Consider the following 17,167-nt stretch of genomic DNA (forward strand, 5'->3'; position numbering starts at 1 on the left):
TCAGGCCCGGCCGACGACGCTTTCGGGCAGGTCCTTGCCGAAGACGCGCTGATAATATTCCGCCACCAGCGCGCGCTCATTCTCGTCGCACTTGTTGAGGAAGGACAGGCGGAAGGCAAAGCCCGGATCGCCGAAGATCAGCGTGTTCTGCGCCCAGGTGATGACCGTGCGCGGGCTCATCACGGTCGAGATGTCGCCGTTGACGAAGCCCTTGCGGGTCATGTCGGCGACGCGGACCATGTTCTCGACCAGCTGCTTGCCATCGGGCTTGTCATATTCGCCCGACTTGGCGAGCACGATCTGCGCCTCGGTGACGGCGGGCAGATAGTTGAGCGTGACCACGATGTTCCAGCGGTCCATCTGGCCCTGGTTGATCTGCTGCGTGCCATGATAGAGCCCGCTGGTATCGCCCAGACCCACCGTGTTGGCGGTGGCGAACAGGCGGAACCACTTGTTCGGGCGGATCACGCGGTTCTGGTCGAGCAGGGTCAGCTTGCCTTCCGTCTCCAGCACGCGCTGGATCACGAACATCACGTCGGGGCGGCCCGCATCATATTCGTCGAAGACGAGCGCGGTCGGCGTCTGGAGCGCCCAGGGGAGCAGGCCCTCACGGAACTCGGTCACCTGCTGTCCGTCCTTGAGCACGATGGCGTCGCGGCCGATCAGGTCGATACGGCTGATATGCGCGTCCAGGTTGATGCGGATGCACGGCCAGTTGAGGCGGGCGGCGACCTGTTCGATATGGCTCGACTTGCCGGTGCCGTGATAGCCCTGCACCATCACGCGGCGGTTGTGCGCAAAACCCGCCAGGATCGCCAGCGTGGTGTCGGGATCGAACACATAGGCGGGATCGAGATCGGGGACGCGCTCGTCCGACACCGAAAAGGCCGGAACCTCCATGTCGGTGTCGATGCCGAACAGGTCGCGCACCGACACCATCTTGTCGGGTGCATCGAGAATCGTCGTATCGCGGCTGTCGGGAAGCGTATTCGGGATGTTGGTCATCAGGCCCTCGTCTCGTCGCTCAACGCCTTAAGCCAAGCGCGGCTCCCTACTCAATGGCGGTGATCGCACGAAACGGGTCTTCCGGCGATTGCGGGGCGACGGCTTCGCGGTCATCCTGAGGCCCCCGGCGTACGAGTCGCGGCGCGGGGCAAGCATTTGATCTGTCAGGCAAAAGGGCGGGGGCGATCATGGCGAATTTCATCTGGTACGAATTGCTGGCCGACGACATCGCGGCGGCGCAGGATTTCTATACCCATGTCGTCGGCTGGCAGGTCGGCGACAGCGGCATGGAGGGAATCGACTATCGCATCTTCGCGACGCCCGAGGGCGAGGCGATCGGCGGGTTGATGCAGCGGCCCGAAGGTTCGCCGGGCGGGCCGGTGTGGTTCGGATATCTGCCGGTGGTCGATGTCGACGAATCGCTGCCCGCCATCGTCGAGGATGGCGGGCAGGTGCTGATGCCCGCCTGGACGATGGACGGGGTGGGGCGCATGGCGCTGGTCACCGATCCGCTGGGCGCACCCTTCTACATCATGGCGCCGGAAGCGGCGCAGCCGTCGCGTTCCTTCGTCGAGCATGGCACCGGCCCGGCGACCGGCCATATCGTCTGGAACGAGCGGATCGCGAGCGACCCGGACCGGGCGCTGGCCTTTTTCGGACGGCATTTCGGCTGGCGCCATCAGGGCGGGATGCCGATGGGCGAGCTGGGGGAGTATCGCTTCCTGGCCGATGGGCCTGTCGTGCTGGGCGCGCTGATGGGCTGCCCGCCGGGGGGTGAGCCGGGCTGGCATTTCTATGTCGCGGTGGACGATATCGATGCGGCGGCGGCGCGGGTGGTCGAGCGGGGCGGTACGATCGAATTCGGACCGATGGAGATTCCGGGCGGGGACTATTCGCTGTCCGCCCGCGACCCGCAGGGTGCGCGCTTCGGATTGGTCGGGCCGCGGAAGTAATCCATATTCCTCCCCTGCAAGGGGAGGGGGACCGCCGCGAAGCGGTGGTGGAGGGGGGGGGCACCCTCTCGATAGCGGGACACCCCTCCGTCAGGGCTTCGCCCTGCCACCTCCCCTTGCAGGGGAGGAATTAGGGGTCACGCGAATGCGGGTGCCTGGCGCAGTTGCTGATAGGCCGCGATCACCTTTTGGAGCCGCGCTTCCTGGCTCCGATCGCCACCATTGCGGTCGGGATGATAGCGCCGCACCAGCTCGCTATATCGCCGCCGCAGCGCACCGCGATCGGCATTCGCCTCCAGCCCCAGCACCTTCAGGCTTTCACGATCCTGCCCCGACAGCGGCTTGCCGTCCGAGCGTTCGGGCGCGGTCTCGCGGCGATAGCGCGCGGCGATGGCGTCCAAGGGATCGGAGAAATCGGCCCAGCGCGGACCCGGATCGGTGCCGTTCTGCGCAAAGGCGCGGGTCTCGCGCTCCCAGCCCGCATAGGGGCGCTGGGCGCGGTGGATCTCGTCCGCGCTCATGCCGTCGAAGAAATTGTAGCGGCTGTTGAAGGCGCGGACATGCTCCAGGCAGAACCAGCGGAACTGGCCCGGCCCGTCGCCGCTGCGCGTACCCTCGGCCGGGGGAGCACGGAACTCGCCCGCTTCGGCGCAGCCCGCATGGTCGCACACACGGTCGCTATTCTCGACCCGGCCGTGGAAACGGGGGCTGGGTTTGTCCTTGGGGGTATCGCTGCTCGACCGACGCGCCACGGCTATCCGCTTGTCCTGAAAAACCGTCTATATAGGGGCCATGACCGATATCACCACCGCTCCTATCGCCGATCAGATCACCGCCCGCCTGACCCAGGCGTTGGCTCCTGCCCATCTGGAAGTCATCAACGAAAGCGCGATGCATCGTGGCCATCTGGGCGATGACGGCACCGGCGAGAGCCATTTCCGCGTCATCGTCGTCGCGCCCGCTTTCGCAGGCCAGTCGCGCGTCGCCCGCCAGCGCATGGTGAACCACGCGCTCGCCGATCTGTTGTCGGAGCGTATCCACGCGCTGGCGATCAGCGCGAAGGCGCCCGGAGAATAATCCCATGCCCTATGACCTGTGGTACTGGCCCGGCCTGCCGGGACGCGGCGAGTTCGTCCGGCTGGTGCTGGAGGCCGCGAGGGTGCCCTATCGCGACCGGGGCGTGGAGGAGGGGGCCGAGGCGCTGCTCGCCGATATGCGCAAGGGGAGCCGCTTGCCCTTCGCCCCGCCATATTTGCGCACCGGGGGACAGGCGATCGCGCAGGTCGCCAACATCCTCCACTGGCTGACCGAGCGGCACGATCTGGCGCCCGAGGGCGAGCGGCTGTGGCTGAACCAGCTGCAACTGACGATCAGCGACATGGTGGCCGAGGTGCACAATGTGCATCATCCGGTCGCGACCGGTGCCTATTATCACGAACAGAAGCCCGAAGCCGCCCGCGCCGCCGCGCAGTTCCGCGAGGAACGGCTCCCCAAATTCCTGGGTTATTTCGAGGATGCGTTGGGTGACGGCGAGTGGATGGCGGGCGGGCGCTGGTCGCCGGTCGATACCTCGCTGTTCCAACTGGTCGCAGGGCTACGCTATATGTTCCCCAGGCGCATGGCGGCGGTCGAAGGCGACTATGCCGCGCTCATTGCCCTTTGCGACCGAGTGAAGACCCTGCCCGGCATCGCCGCCTATCTGGACAGCGGCCGGCGACAGGCGTTCAATGAGGATGGAATCTTCCGCCATTATCCGGAGCTTGACGCCGAATGACCCGCATACCCCGTCCCGCCGCGCGCATCCTGTTGGTGGATGGGGCGGGCCGGACGCTGATGTTCCGCTTCACCCCCGATGATCGCCCGCCCTTCTGGTGCACGCCGGGCGGCGCGGTCGATCCGGGGGAAAGTTATGAGGATGCCGCGCGGCGCGAGCTGTGTGAGGAAACCGGGCTCGACCGCGATTGCGGGCCGCAGGTCGCGCGGCGACAGGTCGAATTCCTGACCATCGAGGGTGTCGAGGTCGAGGCCGACGAACGCTATTTCCGCGTCGACATCGACGCGCATGAGGTGACGGGGGCGGGTCACACCGCGCTGGAGCAGCGGGTCATGCAGAGCTGGCGCTGGTTCAGCCGTGAAGAGCTGGCCGCCCATACCGAACCCTATTTCCCGACCGACCTGATCGCGCTGCTCGACGCCACGGAGCCGGCCCCCACGGAGCAAAGCCATGTTTGACGATTTCCTGCTGCGCACGCTGCAACCCTCCAGCCATGATCTGGGCGGGTTCAAGGTCCACCGCACGCTGCCCAACAAGGAGCGGACGATGGTCGGCCCCTTCATTTTCTTCGACCAGATGGGCCCGGCGCAGCTGCAACCCGGCTCCGGTATCGACGTGCGGCCGCATCCGCATATCAACCTGGCGACCGTCACCTATCTGTTCGACGGCGCGATCGGCCACCGGGATTCGCTGGGCAGCGATCTGGTGATCGAGCCGGGTGCGGTGAATCTGATGACCGCGGGCCATGGCATCGTCCATTCCGAACGCTCGCCGGGCGAGATGCGGCCGCAGGGCCCGGTGCTGTCGGGCATCCAGACCTGGCTGGCGCTGCCCGAAGCGCAGGAGGAGATCGATCCCTGTTTCGAGCATGTTCCCGCCGAGGCGCTGCCCGAAATCCAGGGGCAGGGTGCCACCGCGCGGGTCATCATGGGCGAGCTGTGGGGCCAACGGGCACCGACGACGACCTATGCGGGCACCATCTATGCCGACATCGCGCTGGAACCGGGCGGCAGCATTCCGATCGACCCCTCGGCCGAGGAACGCGCCGTCTACTGCGCGCTGGGCGAGGCGAGCCTGGAGGGGATGCCGCTGGAACCGCAGCGTCTATACATCCTGAAGCCGGGGATCGCCGCGACCTTGCGGTCCGAATCGGGCGGCCGGGTGATGCTGTGCGGCGGTGATGCGTTCACGACGCCGCGCCATGTGTGGTGGAATTTCGTGTCTTCGCGCCGCGAGCGGATCGAGGAAGCCAAGCGGGCTTGGCGGGCGCGGGAATTCCCGACGGTGCCGGGGGACGATGCCGAGCGGATCGAGATTCCGGAGATTCCGAAGACCGTCAGCTATCCGTGAGCTTCAAAGCCCCTCTCCCGGCAGGGAGTTTCAGGCCGGCCATGCCCCCAGCATGGCCTAAACGATGCGGGGCATCGTTTACCTGAAACTGGGTTGGGGAGGGGCGATGGCCATAAGCCATTCTCTCTGCGAGGCACCTTGCCCTCCCCCAGCCCCTCCCGCTTGCGGGAGGGGAGTAAGTGGGGCTTTGCCTTCGACTTCGCTCAGGCTGAACGGAGGTTGGTGTGCGGGCCTACTCCCTCGCTCCGTTCAGCTTGAGCCCTTCGGCTTGCTGGCAAGCCAGCCGCTCAGGATAAACTTCGGCGCATAGCGCCGAAGTCGAAGGCCATGGGCGAACGCCAGTCACACGAAAACAGTCCGCCACAAACGAACCGCCAAAACACCATCAATGTAAGAAAAATGGTGCCCAAGGGCGGGATCGAACCACCGACACTGCGATTTTCAGTCGCATGCTCTACCAACTGAGCTACTTGGGCCCACACCGCGATTGCGATTGGAGGCGTGCCTTTACGGGTGGCTTTCGCCGGTGTCCAGCCCCTCTTCGTCATTTTCTTTGACCGGGATGCAATAACCTTCGCCCAGCCATTGCAGAAGGTCGCGATCCTTGCACCCGCGCGAGCAGAAGGGGGCGTGGTCCGGGGCGGTCGGTTTGTCGCAGATCGGGCAGGTGGTCATGAGCGTTCCAGTTGCAGGGGGCGGCCGGTGCGGCGCTCCAGCGCCTCGCGCCAGGCGGGATTGGCCATCAGGCGGTCATGGACGGCGCCGGATACGCGATAGGTCGGCGCGGGGCCGGGCGGCTCGCGCTCCCACTGGCGCAGCAATGCGCGGGCACGGGCGCCGACGGGGTCGATGCCCAGGCGCTCGGGGATCGAGGCGCGAGGGCGCGGGCGCACGATCTGGAGGAAGCCGAAGCCGTTGACCGCCGTCCGCTCGAAGGGGAGGGGGAGGGCGGCGTCCAGCGCCTCGGCCACGGCCTGGCGCGGCCCCTTGCCCTCCAGCGTGGGGAAGTCGATGCCGATCGACCCGCCGATGCCGTGGCGCAGGATGCTTTGCGCTACCGTGCGGGCAGCGGCGATCGACAGCGGTTCGTGCGGCGGCGATCCGTCGACGTCGAACAGCGTCATCGCCGGGGTCGGCGTCATGCGCAGCACGCCCGCACCGAATCCGATCTCGCCGGTCGCCGCCTCGTCGAGCAGTTCGGACCAGCCCGCCGCTTCGAGGTCGTCGGGCTGATGCGGCAGGATGTCACGCACGGGAAAGCCCGTCGCGGCGATCCGCGCGCGCAAATCGGGGCCGGGGGCGGGGCGCGCATCTTCGGGGGCGAGCTGCGCCTTGGGCAGCTTGGCACGGCCGCGCTCGGGAATCGCCTCGCGCGTCACGATGACGGTCAGTGCGGCCCCTTGCGTCATGCCCTTCGGCACCGGGGACAGCAGCACGTCGCCGCCCTGATTGAGCGTCACCCGCCCCTGTCGACCGGGAAGCAACTCGACCAGCCGCCCCTCGGCCACCGTGCCGACGGTCAGCGTGCCGGTCAGCTCGATCGCGGCCTGGACGATCCGGCCATCCTCGACCAGCGCGGCACGGGCCTCGCCGATCCCGGCCTCATAGAGCCATTCAGACAAGCGGCAGCCCGGCGGCTTTCAACAAGGCGCGGGTTTCGAACAGCGGCAGGCCGATGACGCCGGAATGCGACCCTTGCAGGAATCGCACGAACGCCTCGGCGCGGCCCTGGATGGCATAGCCCCCGGCCTTGCCCAGCCCTTCGCCGCACGCAACATAGGCGTCGATCTCGTCGTCGGAGAGCGGCTTGAACGCCACGATGGTGTCGGCCAGCCGGGTGCGCGCCTTGCCGGTGGCGTCGATGACGCACACGGCGGACAGCGCATGGTGTCGCCGTCCGGACATCAGGCGCAGCAGCTTGCGCTGGACGTCCTCGGTCTCGGCGGGGGGCAGGATGCGACGGCCCAGCGCGATGGTGGTATCGCCCGCGACGACGATCTCGCCGTCCGCACGGTCAACCGCATGCGCCTTTTCCACCGCCAGCCGCAGCGCGTAGACGCGGGGCAACTCGGCGGGGCGGGGGGCTTCGTCGATATCGGGCGAGGCGACTCGGTCGGGCACGACTCCCAGCCGCGCCAGCAGATCGCGGCGGCGCGGGGAGGATGATGCAAGGACGAGCGGCATGATTGGCCGGTCGCTCACTTGAAGCGGTAGGTGATCCGGCCCTTGGTCAGGTCGTACGGCGTCAGCTCGACGAGCACTTCGTCGCCGACCAGCACGCGGATGCGGTTCTTGCGCATCTTGCCCGCCGTGTGCCCCAAGATCTCGTGATCATTCTCGAGCTGGACGCGGAACATCGCGTTGGGGAGGAGTTCCACCACGCGGCCGCGCATCTCGAGCAGTTCTTCCTTGGCCAAAAAATACCTCGGTTCGTCGTGTTATAGGGTATGTCGAAGAGGCGCCGCCATAGCCGCAATGGGCCGAAAAGGAAAGGCACGCCGAATCAGCCCCGGATATGGGGTTGGTGAGGGGGCGGGGCAAGGCGTTTGCATCCTTCAATTCCTCCCCTGCAATGGGGAGGGGTGTTCGAGCTTTGGTCTGCTCCCAGCAGAACAAGATCGTGCCGGGGGCACAATCTCGCTCGAACACGAAGCTGGTGGAGGGGTGTCGCCCGCGGTGAGCGAAGTCTTCCCTTGCCGAGCAGGACACCCCTCCGTCAAGCCTTCGGCCTGCCACCTCCCCTTGCAGGGGAGGAATTGGGACCGTCACGCCGGGTTATATTTTTCCAGGAACGCGGCCATCGCCTTCAGGAATTCCAGCCGGTCCTCGGCGCGGGTGAAGTGGTGGTCGGCCAGCGGTTGTTCGATATAGTTCACCGGCTTGCCCGCCGCCTTCAACGCGGACACCATCATGCGCGACTGGTTGACCGGGACTCGCTTGTCCTCCTTGCCGTGGACGATCAGCAGGGGAATCGCCATCTCGGCCGCGCCGAAGCGGGGCGAGACGGCGTGATAGTCGGGCGCCTGTTTCTGCAGCCAGTCGGCGCGCGTCTTGCCGAACAGGAAACGCGAGTCGTACCGCTTCATCGCCTGAAGATCGGACACGCCGGCATAGGACACCGCGCAGCGATAGAGCGCACTGTTGCGCTGGGCCGCACGCATCGCGGCATAGCCGCCATAGGAGGCCCCGACCATGCAGGCGCGCTTGGGGTCGGCGATGCCTTCCTTGGCCAGCCAGGCGACCGCGTCGTCCAGATCGTCCTGCATCTTCAGGCCCCATTCGCCCTGCCCCTTCTTGGCGAAGGCGGTGCCATAGCCCGAGGAACCGCGATAATTGGGCTGGATCACCGCATAGCCCAGTTCGGCCAGATACTGGCTCCACCAGTCCCAGCTTTCGGCGTCGCGGGCAAAGGGGCCGCCATGCGGCATCACGATCAGCGGCAGATTCTTGGTCCCGCGTCCGCGCGGCATGGTCAGGATCGCCTCGATCGAGGTGCCGTCACGCGCCGGATAGCGCAGGGTGCGGACCGGCGACAGCCGCTGGCCCTTCAACTGGGGATTGGCCCAGGACAGGAACTGCATGTTGCCGTAATCGGTATCCCAATAATAGAGCGAGCCCGCCGAGGACGGGCTGCTGACCGTCACCAGGAAGCGGGTGCGCGCGGTGTTCCAGGACACGATCTCGGCCCGGCGCGGCGCCACCGACTTGTCGAGCGCGTCCTGCAATTCCTTGATCCGCGGGTCGGTCCAGGCGTCGTGATAATATTGGTCGGTGTAGCGGATCGCCGAAATATCGTCGCCCGCCGCGGTCTTGATGATGCCGTCGATGTCATAGCCGGTGACGGTGCTGAGCTTGCGACCCAGCTTCAGGTCGGGCAGCGAAACTTCGTACAGCGCGTCATATCCGTCGCTGTCATCGATCGCCAGCGCGGTGCCGTCGGTACGAAAGACGCTGGGCACCAGGACCGATTCGTCCTTGCGGCCATTGGCGCGGGCGATGGTGCGGAAGGGCTCGGCATTGGACTGGCGATAGAGAATGCTCTTCTGACGGGTCTCGTCGCTATAGCGGACGCCCATGCGCAACTGGCCCTGGCCATCGGCATACCAGTCCCACACATCGGTCTGCCCGTTCGCGATCCGCTTGACCCGCCCGGTCGAGACGTCCGCTTCGTAGACGGAAGGATAGACCTCGGACATGGAATAGATGCCGGTCGATTTGGCGAACAGGAGGCGCGGGGTGCCGTCATGCGCGGTCCACAGCACCTCGTCGGCGCGGAACCCCGAATTGTCCCAGTCGATCTTCACCATCTTCGTCATGTCGGCGCGGACGCCGATCAGACGGGTGACATAATATTCCTCGCCCTGGATCGTGTCTTGGCTGCCCAGCCCGACGACCAGCCATTCGTCATTGACCCAGCGCCACCAGTTGACGTCGACCTTGTCGCTGAGCGCGGCCAGCGCGGGTTTGCCCTGACCTTTGATCAGCGGGGCGACCATCAGATATTGCTTGCCGTTCAGCGCCCGCTTGCCCGCGATGCGGGTGCCGTCGGGCGACAGGGCAGGCCCCTCGAACTCGGGCAGCGCGGCAAAGGCCTCGACCGGCAGAGGGCCCGTTGCGGCGGTTGGGCTGGCCGGGGTTGGGGCCGGTGGGGCGGCCGTTGTTTGGGCCGCATTCTGCGTCATGCCCGTCAGCATCATCAATGCGAGCGCCGTCACCGACGCGCCCAGCTTCCTTACCCCACGCATTCCCGATCCCCCCATGTCGGCACCACTCCCCAGGGGCCGAACCAATCCAGATTAACAGCGTAACGAAGGGAGGAAAGGGGATTCAGCGTTCGGCGCGGTGCTCATAGCCCCAGCGGGGCGGCAGCGGGATCGGCTTCCCCGAGTCGGTCAGGGTCAGGCCATGGCCGGGCGCGAAGCTGCCGACGCGCGTGGCGGCGACCGGCGGCGTGATCCCGGTGGGCAGGGCGAAGAGCAGTTCGTAATCGTCCCCGGCCGTCGCGGCGGCCAGTCGTGCCGCCCGGTCCGTGCCGCCGAACGCCCGCGCCTCTTCGGACAGCGGGACCGTATCGAGCGCGACCGTCACCGCCAGGCCGCTGGCCCGCGCCATTCGGCCCGCGTCGATCAGCAGGCCGTCCGACACGTCCATCATGGCATGGACGACGGGGCCGAGCGCACGGCCCTCGGTCAGGCGGGGATAGGGGCGGCGATAGGCGTCGCGCAGCGCGATCGGCCCATGGCCCGCCTGTGCGATCGCCAGGCCGAGACCGGCATCGCCGATCGTGCCCGTGACCCACAGTGCGTCCCCCGCCTTGGCACCATCGCGGGCGGGGGCGGCGGCATCGCGACCGAGGGCGGTGAGCGTCAGGCTGCGCGGTCCCCGCAACGTCACCGTATCGCCGCCGATCAGCCGCGCGTCGAAATGGTTCAGGACCGCCGCCAGACCATCCAGAAAGGCGCGGTCCCAGGCGGAATCACCCAGCGGATAGTTGAGCAACACTCCCTCGACCAACGCCCCCTTGGCGGCCAGGTCGGAAAGGTTGGTGGCGACCAGCTTCCACGCGATATCGGCGGGCGGGTCGTGGGGCAGGAAATGCACGCCTTCGACCAGCGTGTCGGTGGTGACGACCAACGGCGCGGCGGTCAGCACCGCGCTGTCGTCGATCAGTCCGCGCGCACCGGGATGCAGCGGCATCCGGCGCAACGCGGCAAGGAAGTCCGCCTCGTTCATCGGGGCGGTCGGGCGTTACGCCCGCGCGACCTTGGCGATCGCGTCGAGCAGGCCGTTGACGAAGCCCGATTCGCGCTTTTCGTAGAAGGCGTGGGCGACATCGACATATTCGCTGATGACCGCGCCGACCGGCACGTCATGGCGTGCGATCAGTTCATAGGTCCCGGCGCGCAGGATCGCCTTCATCGGCTTGTCGAGACGGTTGAGCGTCCAACCCTTGGCCAGCTTGCCCTCGATCATCACATCGATCTCGCCCAGGCGCGCCTGCACGCCCTTCACGACATCGTCGAAGAAATCGATATCGGCATCGGCATATTCGACATCCTCGATGGTCGCGCCGATGCGGTGATTGTGGAATTCGTGGAGCAAAGCCGCCAGCGGGGTCTGTTCCATGTCATGCTGATAAAGCGCCTGAACGGCGGCAAGGCGCGCGGCGGCACGCGCCTGGGTACGGGCTGGAGGACGAGTCATTGGCGGGCCTTTACCGGGCTGTCGTCAATCCGTCACGTGTTTTGGGTGAGGGGGCGTGGGACGTGGCCTTTGACTTCGACGCTATGTGCCGAAGTCGAAGGCCGCGCGATGACAAAGGTCACAATTCCCGGCGAAAATACACCACCCGCTCGGTCTCCGTGAACCCCAGTGCCCGGTGCATCGCATGGCTGTCGACATTGTCGATCTCGGCATCGGAGGCGAATTCCGTACACCCTCGCGCCCGACCCCATTCCGCCACCGCCGCGACCAGCGCCCCGGCGACGCCCTGTCGGCGATGGTCGGGATCGACGAACAGCCCTTCCAGGAACAGCACCGGCGAGGTGTCGCAGCCATTGACGTAATCATGCCGGACCGCCGCCTCGGCAAAACCGATCACCCGGCCATCCTCCAGCGCGACGAAATTCCCGTCGCCTTCTGGCAGGTCCGCCGGATCACCCGCTTCCTCTCCCCAGAGCGCCGCCCGCAACGCCAGCCATCCTTCCCGATGCTCCGGCGCGGCGGGCGCGACGATCATCGGTTGAGCCGCAGCCGCAGCGCCACCGACTTGGCGTGCGCAGGCAACCCCTCGGCATGGGCCAGCGCCACCGTCGCGGGGCCGAGTTCGTTCAGCGCCGTCTCGGTCAGGCCCAGGAAGCTCGTCCGCTTCATGAAGTCGAGCACCGACAGCCCGCTGGCGAAACGCGCGCGGCGGCCCGTGGGCAGGACGTGATTCGGCCCGGCGACATAATCCCCGATGGCTTCCGGCGTATGGCGGCCCAGAAAGACCGAGCCTGCGTGACGCAGCCGGTCGAACAGCGCTTGCGGATCGTCCACCGCGAGTTCGAGATGCTCGGGCGCGAGCCGGTCGACCAGCGGCATGGCGGCCTCCAGCGAATCGACGACGATGATCGCGCCGTTCGCGTCCCAGGCGGTCCGTGCGACGCTGGCGGTCGCCAGTTCGGGAATCTGCCGGTCGACGGCTTCGGCGACACGGGTCGCGAAGTCGGCATCGTCGGTGAACAGGATCGACTGGGTAACGGTGTCATGCTCGGCCTGGCTCAGCAGGTCGGCGGCGATCCAGTCGGGATCGTTCCGGCCGTCCGCGACGACGACGATCTCGGACGGGCCCGCCACCATGTCGATGCCGACCATGCCATAGACCTGGCGCTTGGCCTCCGCGACCCAGGCATTGCCGGGGCCGGTGACGACATCGACCCGCTGGATGCGCCCGGCGCCATAGGCCAGCGCGCCCACCGCCTGTGCGCCCCCGACCCGCCAGACCTCGTCCACGCCCGCCAGATGCGCGGCGGCGAGGACCAGATGATTGATCTCGCCTTTCGGCGTCGGCGTGACCATCACCAGCCGCTCGACCCCGGCCACCTTGGCGGGGATCGCGTTCATCAGCAGCGAGGAGGGATAGGCCGCACGTCCGCCGGGGACGTAGATCCCGGCCGCATCCACCGCCGTCCAACGCGCGCCCAGCCGCACGCCCTGTGCATCGACATAGTCGGTGTCGGTCGGCTTCTGCTTTTCATGATAGGCGCGGATGCGCGCGGCGGCGAGGTCGAGTGCGGCGCGCAGTTCGGGCTCCAGCGCCTCATAGGCCGCACGGCAATCGGCGGGCTCGATCCGCCATCCGGTCTCGGCCAGGTCATGGCCGTCGAACTGCTTGGTGAAGGCCGCCACCGCCGCCTCGCCATCGTCGCGGACCGCGCGCAGGATCACCTGCACGTCACGCGCGACATCGGCATCGCTTTCGCGCCGGGCATCGACCAGTTCGTCGAACGCGGCGGCGAACCCCGGTTCCTGCGTATCGAGACGGATCATGCGGCGTGCCTTTCGGCCACGGCGCGGCGGAACGCCTCGACCAGCGGCACCACGGCGCTGCGCGTCTTCATCGCGGCGCGGTTGACGACCAGGCGCGAGGTGACTTCCTCGATCACCTCCACCTCGACCAGCCCGTTTTCCTTCAGCGTGCGGCCCGAGGACACCAGGTCGACGATGCGCGGCGCCAGGCCCAGAGTCGGGGCCAGTTCCATCGCGCCGTTCAGCTTGACGCACTCCGCCTGCACCCCGCGCGCGGCGAAGTGGCGGCTGGTGATATGCGGATATTTGGTCGCGACGCGGACATGGCTCCACCCGCGCGGATCGTCGCTCTCCGCCATCGCGGCGGGCTCGGCGACCGAGATGCGGCAATGGCCGATCTTCAGGTCGACCGGCGCGTAAAGCTCGGAATAGCCGAATTCGGACAGCACGTCCGATCCGACGATGCCCAGCTGCGCCGCGCCATGCGCGACGAAGGTGGCGACGTCGAAGGCGCGGACGCGGATCAGCTCGATGCCGGGGACATCGGTGGCGAAGCGCAGCGCGCGGCTGTCCTTGTCGGTGAAGGCCGGTTCGGGCCGGATGCCGGCGGCGGCGAGCAACGGCAGCGCCTCGGCCAGGATGCGTCCCTTGGGGACGGCGATGATCAGCGGTTGGGCCATGAGGATCGGGGGCTTAACCCCCGCCACCGGGGATCGCAATTCTTATCCTCCCCGGTACGGGGAGGGGGACCGTCCGCAGGATGGTGGAGGGGGCGTGCCGCATAGGACGTCCTACGTGGCGATCCCTCCTCCGTCAGGCCTGCGGCCTGCCACCTCCCCGTGCCGGGGAGGATTTGAGATCGTTACACCTTGGCGGCGTAGATCATCCGGCCCGGGCCGAGATTGGCGAACACGCGGTCCAGGTCGTTCTCGCCGACCGCGAAGCAGCCCTGGCTGCGGCCCAGCATCCCGTGGCTGCGGATCATGTCGCGATTGGCGTACCAGGCCGAGTGGATCACGATCGCGCGGCCCAGCGCATTGTCGTTGGTGGGGTCCAGCCCGACCAGACGCTGCGACCGGCCATGCTTGCCGACATAATAATTGTCGGTCAGGAAGGCGCCCTCGCTGCTAGCGTTCGAATTGAACGCGTTGGAGAAGCGCTGGACATAGCCGCTGTGCGACGGATCCGACCCGCTGCCGTGCGAGACGAGCAGCGAGGTGCTCTTGCCGCTGATCAGGTCGACCAGGTGGAGGCGCGGTTCGGACGAGCCGACCGCGAAATCGACGATCGCCATCCGGTCGCGCTGCCGCACCTGCGAACCATGTTTCTGCAGCGAGGCCATCGCCTGACGCAGCAGCGCCGGACGGACGACCCGCGACGAGGCCAGGATCGCCTGCGGCACTGCCGGAACGGTCGGACGGCTCGGGATCGGAGGCTGGCGCACCGGGCGAAGATCGCCCGCCGTCAGCCGTCCCCGGGCACTCACCGCCCCCGGAACCGCCAATGCCCCGGCGAGCACCAGCGCGTTCTTCAACAGCGCGCGCCGACCCGGCGCCGCGTCCAGATTATCGTGCATTTTGGTCCTTCAACCCCAGAATTCCCGCAAGACCTATGTAGCAAAGGTCAGGCCATTTTTCTGCCCATCGGCCCATCGGTTGATCGCTTGGTTCCATCGATTCAGCGAAAGTTCCGTCGCAGCGCAAAAATTTTCGCTTGGCACCAATTGTTGCTTGACGGGTTTAATATTTTGTGAACTCGCCAAGGAAAAGGGATATGAAGGCTCTCGCTTTTGCCGCCCTGCTGGGTGCCACGACGCTGGGTTTTGCCGCACCGGCGCTGGCCGAGGACGGGCCGGGCACCGCCACGGTGGCACAGGCCGCCGCCGCTCTTGCCCCCAACCGATTCGTCTGGGCTGACCCGCAAATGGCGGCGGTTGATCCCATCGCGCAGCCGGTGACGGTGGTGGTCAGCATTCCGATGCAGCGCGCCTATGTCTATCGCGGCGACACGATGGTCGCGGCGGCGGCGGTGTCGACCGGTAAGGACGGCAAGGACACGCCCATCGGCGTCTTCCCTATCCTGCAAAAGCGCGAGATGCACCGCAGCAACCTGTATAATGCGGCGCCCATGCCGTTCATGCAGCGGCTGACCTGGGATGGTGTGGCGCTTCATGCGGGCAACAATCCGGGTTTCCCTGACTCGCATGGCTGCATCCGACTGCCTGCGGCGTTCGCCAAGAAGCTGTTTTCGATCACCTCGGTGGGAACGACCGTGATCGTCACCGATCAGATGGTCGGGGATCATTTCGATCCGGCGCTGTTAGAGACGGAGGCCAGCCAGGCGAACGAGGCGCAACTGGCGTCGCTGTCGCGATGAGGTTTTCCCGTGGCCTTCGACTACGCTCGGCGTGAACGGCTGTCGGTCCTAATCCCCCGACCCCGTTCAGCCTGAGCGAAATCGAAGGCCATGCGAAGGTTTAAGCCACCAATCCCAATGCCCGAAGCTGCGGCCGAAGCGTCGCCTCGTCGGTGAAGTGCAGCGCATGAATGCCCAGTGCCGCCGCCGCATCGATGTTCGCGCGATTGTCGTCGATGAACACCGCCTGCCCCGGCTCCAGCCCGAATCGGGCGAGCGCAAGGCGGTAGATGGCGGGATCGGGCTTCACCAGCTTTTCGGCGCCCGACACCACGATATCGCGGAATCGATCGAACAGCGCCGATTCGCGCGCACGGAAGGGCGGCCAGAATTCGTGGCTGAAGTTCGTGATCGCGAACAGGGGCACGCCCGCCGCATCCAGTTCGGCGACGAGTTCGTGCATCCCGGCGATCGGATCGCCGATGCTGTCGCTGAAGCGGGGGCCCCAGGCGGCGATCAGGTCCCGATGCTGCGGGTACAGCGCGATCAGCTCCGCCGAGGTGTCGGCGAAGTCGCGGCCCGCATCATGCTGGAAATGCCACTCGGTGGTGACCACATCGCGCACAAATGCATCGAGCGCCCGATCGTCTGCGATCAGGCGCCGATACAGGATCCGGGGATCCCAGTCGTAAAGCACACGACCGACGTCGAAGATGACGGCGGTCGGCCGATCGGCGCGCGTCACGGACTGTTCGCCCGTCACGTTCGATTCGATCGGCATCAGGGCTGATTAGCCCTGGCGCGCCTTGAAACGACGGTTGGTCTTGTTGATGACATAGGTGCGGCCGCGACGGCGGATCACGCGGTTGTCCCGGTGACGATCCTTGAGCGACTTCAGGGAATTGCGGATCTTCATGATCGATTCGCTTCTTTTGAACTGGAGGGTGATCTGGAAAGCGTCGCCGCCTAGTGGCAACCGGCGCTTAAGTCAAGGTTCCGGCATGACGGATGGGTCATGATCGCCGCGCCCTCTTCCGCCGCCGGATCATCCCTCATATGTCATGCGTTGCCCATCCGTAACATCTCAAGGTCTTCGACGCATGAAAGCCCGCTCGCTCCTGATCCTCGCGGCCGCCGCCGGAACGCTGGCCGCCTGTTCCACCACGGGCGGGCGCCTGCCGCCGACCGAGGTGATCCGCTATCACCTGGGCGAGCCGATCGCGCGCGGCACCATCCGGGTCGAGCCGCTGTCGGCCACCGGCCCGGCCAGCATCGAGTTCAAGACCTATGCCGCCGCGGTCGAGACCGCGCTGCTGCGCAACGGCTATTCGCTGGCGCAGGGCGATGCGCAGCCCGACTTCATCGCGACGGTGAACTTCACCCGCGCCAACCGGCTGGGCCCGCCGCGTCCCTCGCCCTTCTCGATCGGTCTGGGCGGCGGCAGCTTCTCGGGCGGTCGTGGCGGCGGCGTGGGGCTGGGCGGGGGGCTGAGCTTCCCGATCGGCAAGAGCCAGCCGCAGGAGATCATCGGCACCGAATTGTCGGTCCAGATCAAGCGCCGCATGGACCAGTCGCCCATCTGGGAAGGCAGCGCGCGCAACATCGCGCCGGTTCAGACGCTCGCCAGGCTGGATGCCCAGGCGCAGGCCGCCAAGCTGGCCGATGCGCTGTTCACCAAATTCCCCGGCGAATCGGGCCGCACGGTCGAGGTGAAGTAAGA

At 66.8% G+C, this 17,167-nt stretch carries 22 protein-coding genes and 1 tRNA gene; 7 read left to right on the forward strand and 16 right to left on the reverse strand.

Annotated elements, in window-relative coordinates; translation table 11 throughout:
• Window positions 1-1,005: a cobaltochelatase subunit CobS gene (cobS, locus tag ACQR50_RS01635; protein WP_056432053.1), complete on the reverse strand. Its 1,005-nt coding sequence runs from the start codon at window positions 1,003-1,005 to the stop codon at window positions 1-3.
• A 188-nt stretch (window positions 1,006-1,193) separates the two neighbouring features.
• Here cobS and ACQR50_RS01640 point away from each other — a divergent pair, with 188 nt between their 5' ends.
• Window positions 1,194-1,958 (forward strand): VOC family protein, encoded by a 765-nt coding sequence (locus tag ACQR50_RS01640; protein WP_428969555.1) that lies wholly within the window; start codon window positions 1,194-1,196, stop codon window positions 1,956-1,958.
• Between the two features lie 137 nt (window positions 1,959-2,095).
• Here the strand turns inward: ACQR50_RS01640 and ACQR50_RS01645 are convergent, their stop codons facing one another.
• The gene (locus tag ACQR50_RS01645) at window positions 2,096-2,710 is read right to left on the reverse strand and encodes a J domain-containing protein (protein ID WP_428969556.1); all 615 of its coding nucleotides are present in this window, start codon (window positions 2,708-2,710) and stop codon (window positions 2,096-2,098) included.
• Between the two features lie 40 nt (window positions 2,711-2,750).
• On the opposite strand from ACQR50_RS01645, the gene ACQR50_RS01650 reads away from it, so the two are divergent.
• From ACQR50_RS01650 to ACQR50_RS01665, 4 genes are read left to right on the forward strand one after another with little or no spacing between them, the layout of a single operon-like run.
• On the forward strand, window positions 2,751-3,035 hold the full coding sequence (locus ACQR50_RS01650; RefSeq protein WP_428969557.1) for a BolA family protein: 285 nt from the start codon (window positions 2,751-2,753) through the stop codon (window positions 3,033-3,035).
• Between the two features lie 4 nt (window positions 3,036-3,039).
• Window positions 3,040-3,732: a glutathione S-transferase gene (locus ACQR50_RS01655; protein ID WP_428969558.1), complete on the forward strand. Its 693-nt coding sequence runs from the start codon at window positions 3,040-3,042 to the stop codon at window positions 3,730-3,732.
• Complete coding sequence (locus ACQR50_RS01660) at window positions 3,729-4,190, forward strand: NUDIX hydrolase (RefSeq protein ID WP_428969559.1); 462 nt, start codon at window positions 3,729-3,731, stop codon at window positions 4,188-4,190. The genes ACQR50_RS01655 and ACQR50_RS01660 overlap by 4 nt, the downstream gene beginning before the upstream one ends.
• Window positions 4,183-5,082: a pirin family protein gene (locus ACQR50_RS01665; protein ID WP_056432034.1), complete on the forward strand. Its 900-nt coding sequence runs from the start codon at window positions 4,183-4,185 to the stop codon at window positions 5,080-5,082. The genes ACQR50_RS01660 and ACQR50_RS01665 overlap by 8 nt, the downstream gene beginning before the upstream one ends.
• 400 nt (window positions 5,083-5,482) lie before the next feature.
• Here the strand turns inward: ACQR50_RS01665 and ACQR50_RS01670 are convergent.
• The 12 genes from ACQR50_RS01670 to ACQR50_RS01725 all read right to left on the reverse strand — a co-directional run bounded on the left by ACQR50_RS01670 (window position 5,483) and on the right by ACQR50_RS01725 (window position 14,668).
• A tRNA-Phe gene (locus ACQR50_RS01670) sits at window positions 5,483-5,558 on the reverse strand.
• 31 nt (window positions 5,559-5,589) lie between these two features.
• Window positions 5,590-5,757 (reverse strand): DNA gyrase inhibitor YacG, encoded by a 168-nt coding sequence (locus ACQR50_RS01675; RefSeq protein WP_428969560.1) that lies wholly within the window; start codon window positions 5,755-5,757, stop codon window positions 5,590-5,592.
• Window positions 5,754-6,704 (reverse strand): ribonuclease, encoded by a 951-nt coding sequence (locus ACQR50_RS01680; RefSeq protein ID WP_428969561.1) that lies wholly within the window; start codon window positions 6,702-6,704, stop codon window positions 5,754-5,756. Before ACQR50_RS01680 ends, ACQR50_RS01675 begins: the two co-directional genes overlap by 4 nt.
• The gene (locus tag ACQR50_RS01685) at window positions 6,697-7,266 is read right to left on the reverse strand and encodes a Maf family protein (protein WP_428969562.1); all 570 of its coding nucleotides are present in this window, start codon (window positions 7,264-7,266) and stop codon (window positions 6,697-6,699) included. Before ACQR50_RS01685 ends, ACQR50_RS01680 begins: the two co-directional genes overlap by 8 nt.
• Window positions 7,267-7,280: 14 nt before the next feature.
• Entirely contained in the window at window positions 7,281-7,499 is a 219-nt protein-coding gene (gene infA / locus ACQR50_RS01690) for a translation initiation factor IF-1 (protein ID WP_007403889.1), read from the reverse strand.
• A 348-nt stretch (window positions 7,500-7,847) separates the two neighbouring features.
• Window positions 7,848-9,827 (reverse strand): alpha/beta hydrolase family protein, encoded by a 1,980-nt coding sequence (locus ACQR50_RS01695; protein WP_428969563.1) that lies wholly within the window; start codon window positions 9,825-9,827, stop codon window positions 7,848-7,850.
• Window positions 9,828-9,909: 82 nt separating this feature from the next.
• Window positions 9,910-10,815: a thiamine-phosphate kinase gene (gene thiL, locus ACQR50_RS01700; protein ID WP_428969564.1), complete on the reverse strand. Its 906-nt coding sequence runs from the start codon at window positions 10,813-10,815 to the stop codon at window positions 9,910-9,912.
• Between the two features lie 15 nt (window positions 10,816-10,830).
• Window positions 10,831-11,286, reverse strand: a complete 456-nt coding sequence (gene nusB, locus ACQR50_RS01705) for a transcription antitermination factor NusB (RefSeq protein WP_042490521.1) — start codon at window positions 11,284-11,286, stop codon at window positions 10,831-10,833.
• A 118-nt stretch (window positions 11,287-11,404) separates the two neighbouring features.
• Window positions 11,405-11,821 (reverse strand): aminoglycoside 6'-N-acetyltransferase, encoded by a 417-nt coding sequence (gene aac(6'), locus ACQR50_RS01710; protein WP_428969565.1) that lies wholly within the window; start codon window positions 11,819-11,821, stop codon window positions 11,405-11,407.
• A complete protein-coding gene (gene hisD, locus ACQR50_RS01715) occupies window positions 11,818-13,113 on the reverse strand; it encodes a histidinol dehydrogenase (RefSeq protein WP_428969566.1) in 1,296 nt (431 codons plus the stop codon). Before hisD ends, aac(6') begins: the two co-directional genes overlap by 4 nt.
• On the reverse strand, window positions 13,110-13,772 hold the full coding sequence (gene hisG, locus ACQR50_RS01720) for an ATP phosphoribosyltransferase (protein WP_428969567.1): 663 nt from the start codon (window positions 13,770-13,772) through the stop codon (window positions 13,110-13,112). The genes hisD and hisG overlap by 4 nt, the downstream gene beginning before the upstream one ends.
• 182 nt (window positions 13,773-13,954) lie before the next feature.
• Window positions 13,955-14,668, reverse strand: a complete 714-nt coding sequence (locus tag ACQR50_RS01725; protein WP_076714979.1) for a murein L,D-transpeptidase catalytic domain family protein — start codon at window positions 14,666-14,668, stop codon at window positions 13,955-13,957.
• A 197-nt stretch (window positions 14,669-14,865) separates the two neighbouring features.
• Between ACQR50_RS01725 and ACQR50_RS01730 the strand changes: the two genes are divergently transcribed.
• Window positions 14,866-15,468 carry a L,D-transpeptidase family protein gene (locus tag ACQR50_RS01730; RefSeq protein ID WP_428969568.1) on the forward strand — a complete coding sequence of 201 codons (603 nt, stop codon included), beginning with the start codon at window positions 14,866-14,868 and terminating at the stop codon, window positions 15,466-15,468.
• Between the two features lie 100 nt (window positions 15,469-15,568).
• Here ACQR50_RS01730 and ACQR50_RS01735 read toward each other — a convergent pair whose 3' ends face one another.
• Both ACQR50_RS01735 and ykgO read right to left on the reverse strand, forming a co-directional pair.
• Window positions 15,569-16,228 carry an HAD family hydrolase gene (locus ACQR50_RS01735; protein ID WP_428969569.1) on the reverse strand — a complete coding sequence of 220 codons (660 nt, stop codon included), beginning with the start codon at window positions 16,226-16,228 and terminating at the stop codon, window positions 15,569-15,571.
• A gap of 9 nt (window positions 16,229-16,237) precedes the next feature.
• On the reverse strand, window positions 16,238-16,363 hold the full coding sequence (gene ykgO, locus ACQR50_RS01740) for a type B 50S ribosomal protein L36 (RefSeq protein ID WP_003046794.1): 126 nt from the start codon (window positions 16,361-16,363) through the stop codon (window positions 16,238-16,240).
• Window positions 16,364-16,547: 184 nt separating this feature from the next.
• On the opposite strand from ykgO, the gene ACQR50_RS01745 reads away from it, so the two are divergent.
• Window positions 16,548-17,165, forward strand: a complete 618-nt coding sequence (locus ACQR50_RS01745) for a DUF4136 domain-containing protein (protein ID WP_428969570.1) — start codon at window positions 16,548-16,550, stop codon at window positions 17,163-17,165.
• Window positions 17,166-17,167: the final 2 nt, after the last annotated feature.

The organism is Sphingomonas sp. Xoc002 (genome assembly GCF_050408055.1).
In the GTDB taxonomy this organism is placed as follows: domain Bacteria; phylum Pseudomonadota; class Alphaproteobacteria; order Sphingomonadales; family Sphingomonadaceae; genus Sphingomonas; species Sphingomonas yabuuchiae.

Excerpts from the sequence above, each read along its gene's own strand:
- cobS (WP_056432053.1), bottom strand. The coding sequence starts at position 1,005 with ATGACCAACATCCCGAATACGCTTCCCGACAGCCGCGATACGACGATT.
- ACQR50_RS01640 (WP_428969555.1), top strand. The coding sequence starts at position 1,194 with ATGGCGAATTTCATCTGGTACGAATTGCTGGCCGACGACATCGCGGCG.
- ACQR50_RS01650 (WP_428969557.1), top strand. The coding sequence starts at position 2,751 with ATGACCGATATCACCACCGCTCCTATCGCCGATCAGATCACCGCCCGC.
- ACQR50_RS01655 (WP_428969558.1), top strand. The coding sequence starts at position 3,040 with ATGCCCTATGACCTGTGGTACTGGCCCGGCCTGCCGGGACGCGGCGAG.
- ACQR50_RS01660 (WP_428969559.1), top strand. The coding sequence starts at position 3,729 with ATGACCCGCATACCCCGTCCCGCCGCGCGCATCCTGTTGGTGGATGGG.
- ACQR50_RS01665 (WP_056432034.1), top strand. The coding sequence starts at position 4,183 with ATGTTTGACGATTTCCTGCTGCGCACGCTGCAACCCTCCAGCCATGAT.
- ACQR50_RS01675 (WP_428969560.1), bottom strand. The coding sequence starts at position 5,757 with ATGACCACCTGCCCGATCTGCGACAAACCGACCGCCCCGGACCACGCC.
- ACQR50_RS01685 (WP_428969562.1), bottom strand. The coding sequence starts at position 7,266 with ATGCCGCTCGTCCTTGCATCATCCTCCCCGCGCCGCCGCGATCTGCTG.
- ACQR50_RS01695 (WP_428969563.1), bottom strand. The coding sequence starts at position 9,827 with ATGCGTGGGGTAAGGAAGCTGGGCGCGTCGGTGACGGCGCTCGCATTG.
- thiL (WP_428969564.1), bottom strand. The coding sequence starts at position 10,815 with ATGAACGAGGCGGACTTCCTTGCCGCGTTGCGCCGGATGCCGCTGCAT.
- nusB (WP_042490521.1), bottom strand. The coding sequence starts at position 11,286 with ATGACTCGTCCTCCAGCCCGTACCCAGGCGCGTGCCGCCGCGCGCCTT.
- hisD (WP_428969566.1), bottom strand. The coding sequence starts at position 13,113 with ATGATCCGTCTCGATACGCAGGAACCGGGGTTCGCCGCCGCGTTCGAC.
- hisG (WP_428969567.1), bottom strand. The coding sequence starts at position 13,772 with ATGGCCCAACCGCTGATCATCGCCGTCCCCAAGGGACGCATCCTGGCC.
- ACQR50_RS01725 (WP_076714979.1), bottom strand. The coding sequence starts at position 14,668 with ATGCACGATAATCTGGACGCGGCGCCGGGTCGGCGCGCGCTGTTGAAG.
- ACQR50_RS01730 (WP_428969568.1), top strand. The coding sequence starts at position 14,866 with ATGAAGGCTCTCGCTTTTGCCGCCCTGCTGGGTGCCACGACGCTGGGT.
- ACQR50_RS01735 (WP_428969569.1), bottom strand. The coding sequence starts at position 16,228 with ATGCCGATCGAATCGAACGTGACGGGCGAACAGTCCGTGACGCGCGCC.
- ykgO (WP_003046794.1), bottom strand. The coding sequence starts at position 16,363 with ATGAAGATCCGCAATTCCCTGAAGTCGCTCAAGGATCGTCACCGGGAC.
- ACQR50_RS01745 (WP_428969570.1), top strand. The coding sequence starts at position 16,548 with ATGAAAGCCCGCTCGCTCCTGATCCTCGCGGCCGCCGCCGGAACGCTG.